Source organism: Sphingobacterium sp. SGL-16, from assembly GCF_011043515.1.
Classification (GTDB): domain Bacteria; phylum Bacteroidota; class Bacteroidia; order Sphingobacteriales; family Sphingobacteriaceae; genus Sphingobacterium; species Sphingobacterium litopenaei.
Genome location: NZ_JAAKGQ010000044.1, coordinates 1 through 15,043 on the forward strand (window position 1 = coordinate 1; position 15,043 = coordinate 15,043).

The window sequence follows — 15,043 nt, forward strand, 5'->3', positions numbered from 1 at the left end:
TTATTCTTCGTTTGATTTATATAAATCGTTGAATTCATTTTTATATTTCTCTAAGATAACTTTGCGTTTCATCTTAAGGGTAGGAGTAAGTTCACCACCATCTATTGTAAATTCATTATGAAGAATGATAGGTTTTTTGATTTGCTCCCAATTTCCGAAATGTTGGTTTGCTAACCTTACTTCGCTGTTTATCTTCTTTATAATCGTAGGATGACTCAAGAATTCATCTTTTTTCATACCAATAAGTTCTGGCGCACTTGATTTGCTCCAATCTGCTAAGTGTGCATAGTTCGGAACAATAAAAGCAGATGCAAATTTCTGACCATCACCAATGACCATGGCTTGCTCAATGAAATACGATTCTACCAATTTTTTCTCAATAGGTTGAGGTATTACATATTTACCACCAGAGATTTTGAACATCTCTTTTTTACGGTCGATAATCTTAATAAACTTTCCTTCCTCATATACCGCAATATCACCCGTATGCAACCATCCGTCGATAATAGTTTTAGCTGTCTCTTCTGGATTTTTGTAATAGCCTTGCATTACGTTTGGACCTTTTACTAAAATCTCACCATCTTCAGCTAATTTAACTTCAACATATTTTACGGGCAAACCTACTGTTCCTACGCGAATACCTTTTTCATAGTGATTTACAGAAATCAATGGTGACGCTTCAGTCATTCCATATCCTTCGTAAAGTGGAATACCTGCCGCTAAGAAAATACGCGCTAATTTGTTTTGTAAAGAAGCCGATCCCGAAGCTACAGTAACTAAATGTCCTCCTAATGCTTCATACCATTTATCTAAAACTAATTTTTTCGCAAGTTTTAGTTTCAAATTATAAGCGAAAGATCTATTTTCAGGATTTGGATCATAAGCTTCGCCTACACTAACCGCCCAATCAAAGATTTTTCTTTTAGAACCAGAAAGATCATGTCCTGTTTTCATGATTTTCTCGTATACCTTTTCAAGAATACGAGGAACAGCAGTCATGATGTGCGGTTTCACTTCTTTAATGTTGTTACCAATCTTATCTAATGATTCTGCAATATATGTGGTTATACCAATATACATATACGTATAAATCACCATTCTCTCATAAGCATGACAAGGAGGCAAGAATGTTAAGGCACGTGTATAAGCTTGTAGGGGGGTGATTTCGCGCGCAGCCATCACATTGAACATGATATTGTTATGCGTTAACATTACACCTTTTGGTTTACCTGTTGTACCAGAAGTATAAATTAATGTTGCTAAATCGCTTGGCTTCACCGCATCTCTGCGTTGTTGTAGGGTTTCATCCTTTATATTTTTGCCCAACTCTACTATTTCTTTCCAATTACGTGAATCGGGAACTTCTGCAATACAAAAAACATATTTCAAAGTATAAAGTGATTCTTGTAATTTGATGATACGATTATATAGATTCTTGTTGCTTACAACACAAAGTTTGATTTCAGCATCGTTGAAGATATATTGATAATCTGTATCGGTAATATTGGGATACATCGCCACACAGACAGCACCAGCTTGTTGAATGGCAAAGTCCATCATGTGCCATTCTATACTGCTGTCAGCAATTAATCCTACTTTTTCATTAGGTTTAACACCTAGTTCTATTAGTCCTTTGGAAATGGCGTCAACTTCAGCCAAAAACTCTGATGTTTTGATTTCCTTCCATTCGTCGTTTTTTTTGTGGGAGAAAATAGAAAGGTTGGGATATAAATCTAGCTGTCTACGCGCTAAATCAAACAATCTTAAGTCTTGTTGTTCTTGTTCCATATTTTTCAATAATATCAATGCATTTAATATCAGGCGACTGCATTAAATGCATTATGTGGTACAACGTTTTGAGTACGCTTAAAGTTTGCGAAGGTACAAAAATAAAATTTTCTGAAAATCTAATAGTGTTATTTGAAATAAGTATAAATAGTTAACTATTCCTAAAAGCATTAGTATTTAAAATAATTTAAAAATTAAATCATATTTATTAATATATTTTTATATTTGCTCAGGTAACCAAATAAAATAAAACCAATGGAATCATTAAATGGTATCAATGCAATCACACTAATTTTCGTTGCGATATTATTATTCGCTATAGCTTATAGAATATATGGTCTTTTTATGGCAAATAAGGTCTTACGTTTGAATAATAATATTTCCACTCCCGCTGTTGAATTCTCCGATGGTCATGATTATATTTCCACGAATCGTAATGTGTTATTCGGACATCATTTTGCGGCGATCGCAGCAGCAGGACCATTAGTAGGACCCGTATTGGCAGCTCAATTTGGTTATCTTCCAGGAGCATTATGGATTTTAATAGGCTGTGTCTTAGCTGGAGGAGTACATGATATGATTGTATTGTTTGCTTCGGTGCGTCACAAGGGGGAAAGTTTAGCCTCCATTGCATCTAAAGAGATTGGTAAAACTACAGGTTTTATTGCTGGAATAGCCGTATTATTCATATTGATATTAACTTTGGCAGGCCTTTCTTTGGCTTGTATAAGTGCTATGCACGAAGCTTCTTGGTCCTTATTTACCGTAATAATCACCATGCCAATCGCCATTATTATGGGCTTGATCATGCGCTATCGCAAAGATTCAGTCACCTTTGCTAGTATTTTAGGTGGAATACTTCTAATTGTGGGTATTATTGGTGGACATAATTTGATGCAATATGAAACGATTTCCAATCTCTTTCATTGGGATATTCAGACGATTTCTATAGCTATAGCAGTTTATGGATTTTTTGCTTCTGTCTTGCCTATGTGGTTATTGTTAGTTCCAAGAGATTATTTGTCAACTTATTTGAAAATTGGAACTATTCTGATGCTAGCTGTTGGGATTATTTTTGTTCAGCCAACTATTCAAATGCCTGCATTGACGGATTTTATCTATGGAGGTGGTCCTGTAATTGGTGGTCCGGTATTGCCCTTTATTTTTATAGTTATTGCCTGTGGCGCGATTTCTGGTTTTCATGCTATCATTGCTACTGGTACAACTCCCAAAATGTTGTCCAAAGAGCGTGATATTTTATTTGTAGGATACGGCGCAATGTTAGTCGAAGGATTTGTAGCATTAATGGCTTTGATTGCAGCATGTACATTAATGCCTGGCGATTATTTCGCTATCAATACACCAACATCAGCATATGAAAGTTTTATGGCTGCACATCCTGAATTAGTGACAGTAGATTTAGATCATTTTATTGAAAGAATTGGAATTGACTTACACGGTAGAACCGGCGGAGCAGTTTCTCTGGCAGTGGGGATGGCACATATATTTGATAAAATACCTTTTATGAATGATGTGGTGGCTTATTGGTACAATTTTGCAATTATGTTCGAAGCGGTGTTTATTCTAACAGCAATTGATGCGGGTACACGTGTGGGACGTTTCTTTTTACAAGAAATGTTAGGTGGTGTTATTCCTTCTTTTAAAAATAAAAATTGGATACCTGGGATTATTATCAGTAGTGCATTATTCACCTTTGCTTGGGGTTATTTAGTTTTTACAGGAAATGTAAGCAGCATTTGGCCGTTGTTTGGTATTAGTAATCAACTTTTAGCAGCCTGTGGTCTTATAGTTTGTACTACGATGCTAATTCGTATGAATAGAGGGAAATATGCGCTCTGTACTGCAATTCCTGGAGTATTTATGGCTATCATAACTTTTTGGGCAGGTTATTCTCAAGTAGTAAATATTTATATTCCGAATAATCAACATCTTCTAGCAGGATTAGCTATTCTTGCCATGTTTTTGATGCTTATAGTATTTATAGGTGCTTTCAGAAAATGGAATAGTCTCATTAAAATAAAAACAACCCTAGTGGATTCTTATGGAGAGGAAGTAAAAGAGTTAGTAGAACGTTAACTAGATCTTAAAATGGAAACCCACCAACATTTGAGGTGTCAGTGGGCTGGAAGTATGTTGTAATAAAACGATTATTGTAATCTCAAAATAAGCGTATTATGTTGAATACAAACACTATGCCACAAAATAAAGTTTTTATTAATTCGATTGAATTGGAATAAAAGAAAACAATAGTTGCTGTGAAATGTTAGAATATCGACATCAGAAACACAAATTATGGAAACAGAAAGCAGCAAGCCAAAACAAAGTTTTTTCAAAAAGACATTCACTATCTTAAAAAATACGGTTAATGGATTCTTAAACGAAGACAGCTTGAAATATAGCGCTTCTTTAGCCTATTATACCGTTTTTTCGATTGGACCAATATTAGTTTTAATGATTACTCTGGCCAGTCTTTTTTATGGTGAAGATGCCGTCAAAGGAAGACTCTTTGGTGAATTGAATGGTTTAGTCGGAGCAAGTGCAGCAAGTCAGATTCAGGCAATTATAAAAAATCTAGAATTATCGGGTAAGAGTACCATGGCTTTGATAATCAGTGGGGTGACTTTATTGATTGGGGCTACAACTGTTTTTGGTGATATTCAAAATTCAATTAATAGAATATGGCATGTGCGTGCAAAGCCGAAGAAAGGTTGGTTGAAATTGATTAAAGATAGATTACTTTCATCTTCGTTAATAATTGGACTAGGATTCTTATTGGTTGTTACTTTAGTTATCAACGGAATTGTACTCGCATTTACCGATAATTTACAACGTTATTTTCCAGATATCACGGTCTTTTTATTTGATGGAATAAATTTTCTAATCACGTTTGGAATTATATTCATCCTCTTTTCTGTTATTTTTAAAGTATTGCCAGATGTAAATATTAAATGGCGCACTGTTCGTGCAGGAGCAATTTTTACAGCAGCATTATTTGTGGTAGGTCGATTATTGATTGGGTTTTATCTACAAACTTCTGGAACCGAATCTACCTATGGAGCAGCCGGATCTATTGTATTAATCTTACTTTGGGTATATTATACTGCTGCAATCTTATATTTTGGAGCTGTATTTACCAGAGAATATGCTTGTTATAAAGGGATATCCATTGAACCTTCAGAATATGCGGTACATGTAGAAACCAAAGAAATTGAGCGAAATGTATCTGAAATTCCACCAGCACCATTAACACAAGAAGAGGTGGTAATTGATAAAACTTAAACTTAAAAAATTACCTGATAACCAACATATTTGGAAACTTTTAAGGAAACCTAATACCTATGACCTTATTGTTAAAAAATTTTGTGAATAAGGATTTTAAGTTCTGGTATTAAAACCTAAAAAAGAGATAATAAACATGCCCCAAATATATGTCTATATTTGGGGCATGTCTATATTATTAGAACTTTTGTGTTAAGCCGTTTTTAACACATTGCGATAGGCATATTTTGGATAAATATGACGTTTAGCGTGTCTGGCAGGTGAATCTGCATTTATCAATTTAATATATTCGTTTTTTGTTACATTGAAATATTCATACTTGCTACCATCCGCAAATGTGATACTCAATATGTGACCTTTCCAATCAAAATCAGCTATAGCTGAAGATTCAATCGTATTCTTATATATTGGTAATTGATTTTCTAATGTTTCGGGACAAATGCTAACTAAAAAATGATAAGCTTCGATCATTTCTTTGCTTTTTTCTTCAGCGGCTCTTAATCCTTCCTCATTATTTACAAAACGATCAGGGTGGCATTCTTTCATTATTTGGCGATAACGTGATTTTAAAGTGCTCAAATCTGCTTTATTATCCACGTCAAGAAGTTTTCTGTAGTCCGCTATTTTTTTCATGGCGCAAAGGTAAGGTTAATAATCTGAATTTTTATAAGTATGCTGAAAAACAATTTATTGATAGTCTTAAAAACAAAAAAGGCTTGCGGGGGATGCAAGCCAATTACTAAACAAAAACTACCAGTATATTACGGGTATGTCGTTACGACTTTACTCACTTTCCAACCATCGTTGGTCTTGTTTAAAGTGATGTGGTCGACTCTTGTGAAATTCTCGAAAGTGCTTGTCGCTTTTGCGATACAAGTTTTACCAGTCTCATCTAAGATTTCGTACGAAGTCTCCGCGTTGAACTTTAGACCTTTGTTATCTTTCAAAAATTTCAAGTATGCTTTTTTATTAAACGAATCATTGTTCGATGTATTGCTATATTCAAAATCTTCTGTCAACAAATATTTGTTGTAGATATCCGAACCCAAAGTAGTCGCTTCTACATAAGTGATTAAGATTGCTTTAGAATTCATATTCTTCAATGGATTAGCATTAGGAGCTGCAAAAGAGCTTAATGATACAATCATTAATAATGCTGTTGCGATAGTTGATAATGTCTTTTTCATGGTTGTTATTGATTAATATTTTTTTCTTTTGATACTCCAAAGGTAGGGAGTAAATCGAGGCTGGAGAATACGTTTTAGATGAATAGAGGTAGTTTTTCGGTGAATGAGGATTACAAATCGGTGAAAATGTTTACCGTTTATGTTTGTTGAATTGCAATAAATTTCGATTAGACTTTTTAAAGAGATATTTAAAGGGAAACTTTTAAAACAAAAAAAGGCTTGCGGGGATGCAAGCCAATTACTAAACAAAAACTACCAGTATATTACGGGTATGTCGTTACGACTTTACTCACTTTCCAACCATCGTTGGTTTTGTTTAAAGTGATGTGGTCGACTCTTGTGAAATTCTCGAAAGTGCTTGTCGCTTTTGCGATACAAGTTTTACCAGTCTCATCTAAGATTTCGTACGAAGTCTCCGCGTTGAACTTTAGACCTTTGTTATCTTTCAAAAATTTCAAGTATGCTTTTTTATTAAACGAATCATTGTTCGAAGTATTGCTGTATTCAAAATCTTCTGTCAACAAATATTTATTGTAGATATCCGAACCCAAAGTAGTCGCTTCTACATAAGTGATCAAGATCGCTTTAGAATTCATATTCTTCAATGGATTAGCATTAGGAGCTGCAAAAGAGCTTAATGATACGATCATTAATAATGCTGTTGCGATAGTTGATAATGTCTTTTTCATGGTTGTTATTGATTAATATTTTTAAAACTAAATTGTTGTTATCTTTTCTTTTGATACGCCAAAGGTAGGAAGTAAATCGAGGCTGGAGAATTCGTTTTAGATGAATAGAGGGAGTTTTTCGGTGAATGAAGATAACAAGTCGGTGAATATTTTAACCGTAGTTTTCGATTTGTGATTTATTGCTGAAATTTTCCTGTTGGAAAATCTGAAGTTCCTTGACAACAAAAAAGGCCTACAAAACTGTAGACCTTGGATTGTAAATAAAGAACGCGATTTTTTATGGGTATGTTGTTTCTACTTTGCTGATTTTCCAGCCATCTTCTGTTTTATTTAAGGTGATAAAATCAACACGAGTAAAGTTGTCAAATTTCATAATGGCTTTAGCTACACAAGAGTTACCTGTTTCATCCAAGATTTGGTAATCGGTTTCGCAATCGAATTTCAGACCTTTTGTTGCTTTTAAATGTTGTAGGTATTGACTTCTGTTATACTTACTATTATTTGAAGTGCTTTTATATTCAAAGTCTTTAGCAAACAAAAATTTATTGAATTGATCAGTTCCCGAAACAATAGCTTCTACATAAGTAGTCATGATGGTTTTGCTGTCTTTGTCTTTTAATGGATTAATAGCTGCTGCGAATGAACTTAATGATACAATCATTAAAAATGCTGTTGCGATAGTTGATAATGTCTTTTTCATGGCTGTTATTTGTTTATTGTTGTATAATATTTTTGCTTTATTTTCTTTTGATACTCCAAAGTTAGGCTGATACGCCAGATAAGAGAATGCGTTTTAGACCAATGAGGGCTAGTTTTCGGTAAAGAGGCGAAATGATTCGGTGAAAATATTTAAATGATATTTACCCTCACTTGATAAGTGGTTTGTCGTTTTGCGATGTGCAGAAATAAAAAAGCCTGCATTACTGCAGGCTCCATATTAAACAAAAAACACCATTTACTAAGGATAAGTAGTCACTACTTTATTTACTTTCCAGCCATCTTTCGTTTTCTGCATTGTGATATAATCCACGCGTGTAAAATTTTCGAATTTCATCGTTGCTTTAGCTACACAGGATTTACCAACCTCATCCAAGATTTGATAATCTGTTTGGCAGTCAAATTTTAGACCTCTGGTATCTTTTAAAAATTTGAGATATTGTTTTCTCGAGAATTTGTCATTGTTAGCCGTATTTTGATATTCGAAATCTTCGGTAAATAAATACTTATTATACACGTCCGAACCTAATACGATTGCTTCTACGTAAGTCACCATGATGGCTTTACTATCCTTTTCTTTGAGTGGATTAATGTTTACGTTAGCAAATGAACTTAATGATACGATCATTAAGAATGCTGTTGCGATAGTTGATAATGTCTTTTTCATAGTAGATATTGATTAATTGCTGTTTTATAATTTTTGATTGCTTTGATGATTCAAAATTAATAGAGGACTGTCCTTAATTGAATAGTAATTAGATTAATAGGGGATAAAAATCGGTTAATAGTTTAGTGTTTTCGGTGAACGATTTTACCGTCAAGGAATGAAATGTAGAATTTCGTCCTCAATCTGAAAGTTAGTTAAAACCAAAGTTAGCGAGCGATTGTTATTCCTCTGTATATTTATTTTCTATACACTTAACTATAACAAGCACACTATGACTATGACATTAAAAAATGTAATCTCTGTATTAGCTATCTCATGCAGTTTGGCTATTGCTACAGTTTCTTGTAAATCTAAGGTGTCAGATGCGGATTTGAAATCTAGGATTGAAAGTATTGTAACCAGTACGCCAGGTGTTACTGTAGATGTAAAAGAAGGAGTCGTAACCTTATCGGGAACAGTAAATAGTGAAGCGGAGCGCGAAGCTATTGAAAATTCTGCAAAAGCTGTAGACAGCAAAAATATCAAATCAGTAGTTAATAATATTACAGTAAATGCACCCACAGTAGAAATAAATACGGATGATGCAGATCTTGCAGCTAAAGTAGTGGATGCTACTAAAGATTTCCCAACAGTAAAAGCGACGGTGAAAGATGGAATCATTACCGTAACTGGCACGCTAGAACAATCACGTGTACAAGTATTGAAACAATCGCTTGATGCCTTGTCTCCTAAAAAAGTGGATATAGCAGCTATTGAGATTAAATAATCACATTAAAAATTAAAGAAGATGGCTTTAACAACTAAATACCAAGCATTAATCGATATTGCTGAGGCATCTAATATTCAAGACCTTCAAGTAGTAGAACAAGAAGGAGTGCTACATATTCGAGGTACTGCACCAAATGCAGATGTAAAAAACAAACTTTGGGATGTTTATAATCAGTTAGATCCTAATTTTCTGTCTGGCGATGTTGTGATGCATGTAGATGTCTCTACTGCCGTAGAAGGTAGTCGTGCACGTGTCATTACACAAAACTCCAATCTGAATATTCGTAAAGGACCAGGAACTGATCAACCGATTGTAGGCAAAGCTGCTAAAGACGAAATTATTATTTTAATTAGCCGCGCTAATGATCAATGGTGGTTGGTACGCACCCAGGATGGGGAAGAGGGATATTGTTATGCACAGTATCTCGAACCTGTAGGATAAAAATAACGTTCTTTATAATATCCAAAGCGGATCTTCTAATCGTTGAAGATCCGCTTTTTTATTTTTATTCATTATTATTAGTCTGTTGATATATAAATGGTTAGAAAAAGCAGATAAAATTCAGTAAAACCAAATTAATCTATATTTTATCGATGAAATATTAAAGTTATTACATTATTACTTGTAAAATATTAAGAAAAAGCTATTTTTTTTGTAAATATTATTTTTTTTCCGAATTTGGTACAATTAATTATTTATAATAATGTCAATTCCTAAATGTGCATCTTATTCTGACCAAATGTTGCTTGCTGCTTTATGTGAAGGAGATGAAAGTGCATTCACTACAATTTATAATAGGTATTGGAAAAGACTTTTGGCTATTGCATACTCCAATTTAAAAGATAAAACACTTGCAGAAGAGGTTGTTCAAGAGGTGTTTATCTCGTTATGGAATAGGCGCTGTAATCTTCATGTAGCTTCTCTTGAAGCTTATTTGGCGACAGCGGTAAAATTCAGCACTTTTAAATCGATTCACAGAAATAAGAGACATGCTGAAATTGAGAACTCCATCTCTATTTCCGATGCTTATATAGCAGATGAAATTATTGAATCAAAGTTTTTAAAAGAATATTTGGAAGGTGTGATCGAAAAATTACCTAATAAATGTCGTTTAGTATTCAAATTAAGTCGTGAATCATATTTAACAAACAAAGAGATTTCTCAAAATCTTGCTATTTCAGAAAAATCCGTTGAAGCACATATTACCCGAGCATTAAAAGTATTGAAATATAATCTGCAAAGAGTTGGCATACTTGTCATATTGCTACTCATGTCGTAATTTTTTATTTCTAAAAATAGTATACTTATTTTATAGATTAAATAGTAATTAATTTTTAGATTTGTGAACTTTTTCTCCTTTCTGATATAGGGGTACACTTACCATTGTGGTACTATACTTTAGAACGATACCTATGGGAGAGAAAGAAAAATATATATTAATTGAAAAATATCTATCTGGAGAGGCTTCAGCAGACGAAATTGAGCAGTTGAATGAATGGTACATGCACACAGGAAGTGAAGAAATCATGTGGGAAAGTGAGGAAGAGTCGGAAGTAAGAGAGAGAATTTTTTCGGCAATACTAAATAAAACTTCATCATCTAGAAGATTAAAACAAAAAAGAATTTGGTATAGTGTTGCAGCGTCTCTACTACTAGGACTGTCTATTTTTTCTTATCAACTTTTACGTACAGCAAATGATTCCAAGGCTAATTTAATTACGAAAGCATTGCCTGCGAAGGCAATTGAAAATAAATTCATTTTACTGCCCGATAGTTCTATTGTAATTCTAAAACCAGGAAGTGAATTAATTTTTCCTGAAGAATTTGTTGGAAAGGAACGTAAGGTGGAATTGACAGGGGAAGGCTATTTTGATATAAAACATAAGAATAATCAACCTTTTACTATTCAAACGGGAAAGGTAAAAACTACAGTTTTGGGTACAGCTTTTACAATAAAATCTATTAATGAAAGTGAGATAGAAGTCTTCGTGAATAGAGGTAAAGTAAGAGTTGAAAATGAAGAAAGAGAACTCGCAGTCCTAACTGAGAATCGTAAGTTAATTTACCATCCAACCCAAAACATACAAGAAGAGAAGCCGATTGTATTGGAAAATAATTTTGAGTGGGAGGATACAAATTTAGATTTCGATGGGTGGACATTTTCTCAGATTGCTAAAAAATTAGAACAGCGGTATGATGTTAAAATAAGTTTTCCGCAGGCTGAATTGGAACAATATCAACTTTCAGGAACTTTCTTAGGCATTCAAAATATAGACGAAATCTTGTCTATTCTATGTAGAACTAGTAGTAGTTCGTACAGTAAAATATCTAATAATACATATGAAATTAATATAAATCACAAAAACATTAACACTAAATAAAAAGAAATGAAAAAACTATACCAATTAAGATAGAATCCTTAAAAAACAAACTCCCTTCGCCGTAGGAAGTCAAAAGGGAGTCGTTGAGTATCAATTATTTTGTTTAATTAAACCCTATTACAAATAATGCAAAAAATATGGTTTTTTGCAAAAGGTAAGTACTACCTGCTTGCTTCCTTGCATAAACGTCCCAACTTCAAATTTCTTATGAAGGTCAAATTGATCTGTGCAGCATTGTCTGCAGTTACATTTAATGTATTAGCGTTACCCTCTTCGTATGGTCAAAATGTATATACCACCAAAGTAGAAGTAAATTATACGCAAGTATCTCTAAAGATGGCTTTACAGGATCTGAGCGAAAAGTCAGGATTATACTTTTTTTATCCATCTAAGGTGGTTGCTCAGTTTGCAAATGTTTCAGTTCCTACAAAACAGGGTACTGTTTCAGAAATATTAGATGAGCTATTAGTAGGAACATCTTTGGAATTTGAGCAAAGTGGTAAAAATGTTGTTTTATCCTTAAAAGAAACAAGAACTGCATTTAAATCTCAGCAAAGAGATATTAGTGGTATAGTCGTGAATGAATCAGGGACTCCAATTCCTGGTGTAACCATTGAGATAAAGGGTACATTCAAAAATACCAATACTATCAAACTATCCACAGCTACCGACCAGCACGGTCATTGGTCTTTAATTGTACCAGAAGGAGCTACATCTTTGTTGTTTAGTATGATGGGATATGATTCGCAATCTATAAAATTGGATGGAAAACCAAATTACCGAACTGTTCTGAAATTAGCCGATGCTAAAGAAATAGAGGATGTCGTAGTAACGGGGATATTCACGCGCTCGGCAAATACTTATACAGGAGCAGTAACGAGCATAAAAGGTGAAGACCTAATTAAAGCTGGTAATACTAATATTATTGCGAGTTTGAAGAATATCGATCCCTCATTTATGGTAGTTGATAATCTTTCTGCTGGTTCTAACCCGAATGCTACGCCAACTATCCAAATGCGTGGTCAAACTGGCTTCTCGGATATCACTAGTGAGCAAAATAATCCAAATCAGCCCTTATTCATTTTAGATGGTTTTGAAACTACGCTGACGAAAATTTTGGATTTGGACATCAATCAAGTGCAATCTGTGACTTTATTGAAAGATGCGACAGCAAAAGCGATGTACGGTGTTAAAGCTGGTAATGGTGTAGTCGTTGTAGAAACGAAACGTCCAACTCAAGGTAAATTGCGAATTTCTTATAATGGAAATGCCAATATCGAAGCACCAGATTTGACAAGTTACAGTTTAGCTAATGCGACTGAGAAAATCGCTATTGAACGTTTAGCTGGATTATATACAGCGCACGATGGAAGCATCTTGACACAAATTGCTTTAGATAAAACCTTGTCTGAAGTTTTGAAGAAAATTGAGATTGGCGTCAATACGGATTGGTTGAATCAGCCTTTGCGTGTAGGCCTGAGTCAACGTCATTCCTTACAATTTGATGGTGGTGATCAAAGCTTATTGTATAATGTCAATTTGATGTATAATAATGTAGCAGGGGTCATGAAAGGTTCGGATAGAAGAACATTGAGTGGAAGTCAGACTTTAATCTACCGTAAGAACAACTTCCAATTTCGCAATAAATTGGATATAGATAATAACAATAGTTTTAACTCTCCTTATGGAACATTTGATCAGTTTGCATTAATGAATCCATATCAACCATTGGTGGATGAGTACGGAAATTTACAACGTTATGGTATATATGGCTTGCGTAGTCAAGCAAATCCACTTTGGAATGGATCGGTGAGTACAGAGGATAAATCAAATTATACAACGATTACCGAAAATTTCTATGCAGAATATCGTGTGCAGCCTCAATTAAGATTGACCTCACGTTTAGGTGTACGTAAGAATATCACTGGTTCGGATAATTTCAAACCAGCTTCGCATACTGATTTCTTCTCGTATTCTGCGGACAATCTTTATAAAGCTGGCCGCTATGTACGTGGAGAAGGAGTTGACAATTCATTGTATTTGGACTTAGGTGCTGATTATAATTTTTCGAAAGGCAAACATCAGTTCTTTACCAACTTTATGGCGAGTTTAGCCAATTCTAGTTCTGATACTAAAAGATATCAAGCGGAAGGTTTCCCAAGTGAAGATTTAAAACACATCGCTTCGGCAGTAAGTTATTATGGAACAAAACCTATCGGTGAAGAATTTATAATTCGCTCTTTAGGTGTTATTGGATCATTGAATTATTCTTATGACAACAGGTATTTATTTGACGGTAACTACCGTTTGAATGGTTCTTCAGAATTCGGTGCTGATAAGCGTTGGGGAAGTTTTTGGTCTACAGGTCTAGGTTGGAATGTTCATAATGAAGGTTTTGCACAAGAATGGGATTGGTTATCAATGTTGAGATTGAGAGGTTCAACAGGTTTTACCGGTACGCAAGGCTTTAGCACATTTGATGCCTTATCTACTCTGAAATATTACACAGACAGCCAATATGATGGTAAGATAGGTTCATTCTTACAAGGGTTAGCGAATCCTGATTTGCAATGGCAAAAGAAATATGATAACAACTTTGGTGTCGATTTCTCCATCAAAAATGGCGTATTATCAGGTCGTTTTGAATTGTATGAAGCGACGACAAAAGGGTTAATCACTACAGTGACTACACCACAATCGATGGGTTTCACTTCGATGGTTGCAAATCTAGGGGAGGCCCAAAACAAAGGTTTTGAAGCTTACTTAACATCAAAAGTTTACAACAATCCAAGCGAGAATAGTTTTGTAAATATATTTGCTTCGGTAGCATCTAATGAAAATAAGCTAATCAAAGTAGCAAATGCCTTGAAAGCTAAAAATGAAAAAAGTGATAATGATTTAAATAATGATGCTTCGCTCACTTCACTTGCTGTTCGCTATGAAGAAGGTGCATCTATGAATGCTATTTGGGCAGTTCCTTCATTAGGTATTGATCCAGAAACAGGTCGTGAAGTATTCTTGAATAAGGATGGTTCAAAAACTTATAGCTGGAATAGCCTGAATCAAGTGGTAATTGGAGATTTATTGCCTAAATATTCGGGCAACTTCGGTATCAATGGTGAATATAAAGGTGTTGGATTTAGTACGACATTCACTTGGCAGCATGGAGGTCAATTGTATAATACGACTTTGTTAAATAAAGTAGAGAATGCAAGTATTTACTCTAATGTGGATACACGTGTGATGAGTAGCCGTTGGTCAAAACCAGGTGATGTAGTCCAATTTAAATCCATAGCAGATGAATCGTACACACAACCTACAAGTCGTTTTGTGCAGGATAACAATATCCTAAGATTGGCTACACTAAATGTATATTATGATTTCCGTCATACTGGATTCTTAAAGAAAAGTAGATTGGAGCGTTTGAGAACAACTTTCTATATGAATGATGTATTCACATTATCATCGATCAATATAGAAAGAGGTACAGAGTATCCGTTTGCGCGTACTTTCATGTTCTCTATTCAAGCAGGTTTTTAACAGTT

General features: G+C 34.3%; 13 protein-coding genes. 7 read left to right on the forward strand and 6 right to left on the reverse strand.

Annotation, left to right across the window (positions count from 1 at the left end; genetic code table 11):
* A complete protein-coding gene (locus tag G5B32_RS13115; protein WP_165291984.1) occupies positions 1 to 1,788 on the reverse strand; it encodes an AMP-dependent synthetase/ligase in 1,788 nt (595 codons plus the stop codon).
* A gap of 255 nt (positions 1,789 to 2,043) precedes the next feature.
* On the opposite strand from G5B32_RS13115, the gene G5B32_RS13120 reads away from it, so the two are divergent.
* Positions 2,044 to 3,885, forward strand: coding sequence for a carbon starvation protein A (locus G5B32_RS13120; RefSeq protein ID WP_190301187.1), 1,842 nt, complete (start codon positions 2,044 to 2,046; stop codon positions 3,883 to 3,885).
* A gap of 216 nt (positions 3,886 to 4,101) precedes the next feature.
* Positions 4,102 to 5,088 (forward strand): YihY/virulence factor BrkB family protein, encoded by a 987-nt coding sequence (locus G5B32_RS13125; protein WP_165291985.1) that lies wholly within the window; start codon positions 4,102 to 4,104, stop codon positions 5,086 to 5,088.
* 192 nt (positions 5,089 to 5,280) lie between these two features.
* Here the strand turns inward: G5B32_RS13125 and G5B32_RS13130 are convergent, their stop codons facing one another.
* The 5 genes from G5B32_RS13130 to G5B32_RS13150 form a co-directional block, all read right to left on the reverse strand.
* The gene (locus tag G5B32_RS13130) at positions 5,281 to 5,721 is read right to left on the reverse strand and encodes a KTSC domain-containing protein (protein ID WP_165291986.1); all 441 of its coding nucleotides are present in this window, start codon (positions 5,719 to 5,721) and stop codon (positions 5,281 to 5,283) included.
* A gap of 128 nt (positions 5,722 to 5,849) precedes the next feature.
* The gene (locus G5B32_RS13135; protein ID WP_165291987.1) at positions 5,850 to 6,275 is read right to left on the reverse strand and encodes a nuclear transport factor 2 family protein; all 426 of its coding nucleotides are present in this window, start codon (positions 6,273 to 6,275) and stop codon (positions 5,850 to 5,852) included.
* 263 nt (positions 6,276 to 6,538) lie between these two features.
* Positions 6,539 to 6,964 (reverse strand): nuclear transport factor 2 family protein, encoded by a 426-nt coding sequence (locus G5B32_RS13140; RefSeq protein WP_165291987.1) that lies wholly within the window; start codon positions 6,962 to 6,964, stop codon positions 6,539 to 6,541.
* Positions 6,965 to 7,241: 277 nt separating this feature from the next.
* Positions 7,242 to 7,664, reverse strand: coding sequence for a nuclear transport factor 2 family protein (locus tag G5B32_RS13145; RefSeq protein WP_165291988.1), 423 nt, complete (start codon positions 7,662 to 7,664; stop codon positions 7,242 to 7,244).
* Between the two features lie 258 nt (positions 7,665 to 7,922).
* Entirely contained in the window at positions 7,923 to 8,348 is a 426-nt protein-coding gene (locus G5B32_RS13150; protein WP_165291989.1) for a nuclear transport factor 2 family protein, read from the reverse strand.
* Between the two features lie 277 nt (positions 8,349 to 8,625).
* Here G5B32_RS13150 and G5B32_RS13155 point away from each other — a divergent pair, with 277 nt between their 5' ends.
* The 5 genes from G5B32_RS13155 to G5B32_RS13175 all read left to right on the forward strand — a co-directional run bounded on the left by G5B32_RS13155 (position 8,626) and on the right by G5B32_RS13175 (position 15,038).
* Entirely contained in the window at positions 8,626 to 9,114 is a 489-nt protein-coding gene (locus G5B32_RS13155) for a BON domain-containing protein (protein WP_165291990.1), read from the forward strand.
* A 21-nt stretch (positions 9,115 to 9,135) separates the two neighbouring features.
* Complete coding sequence (locus G5B32_RS13160; RefSeq protein ID WP_165291991.1) at positions 9,136 to 9,558, forward strand: SH3 domain-containing protein; 423 nt, start codon at positions 9,136 to 9,138, stop codon at positions 9,556 to 9,558.
* Positions 9,559 to 9,820: 262 nt separating this feature from the next.
* Entirely contained in the window at positions 9,821 to 10,396 is a 576-nt protein-coding gene (locus G5B32_RS13165) for an RNA polymerase sigma-70 factor (protein WP_165291992.1), read from the forward strand.
* 133 nt (positions 10,397 to 10,529) lie between these two features.
* Positions 10,530 to 11,498 (forward strand): FecR family protein, encoded by a 969-nt coding sequence (locus tag G5B32_RS13170; RefSeq protein ID WP_165291993.1) that lies wholly within the window; start codon positions 10,530 to 10,532, stop codon positions 11,496 to 11,498.
* Positions 11,499 to 11,705: 207 nt separating this feature from the next.
* Positions 11,706 to 15,038 (forward strand): SusC/RagA family TonB-linked outer membrane protein, encoded by a 3,333-nt coding sequence (locus G5B32_RS13175; protein ID WP_165291994.1) that lies wholly within the window; start codon positions 11,706 to 11,708, stop codon positions 15,036 to 15,038.
* The last annotated feature ends 5 nt before the right edge of the window (positions 15,039 to 15,043 follow it).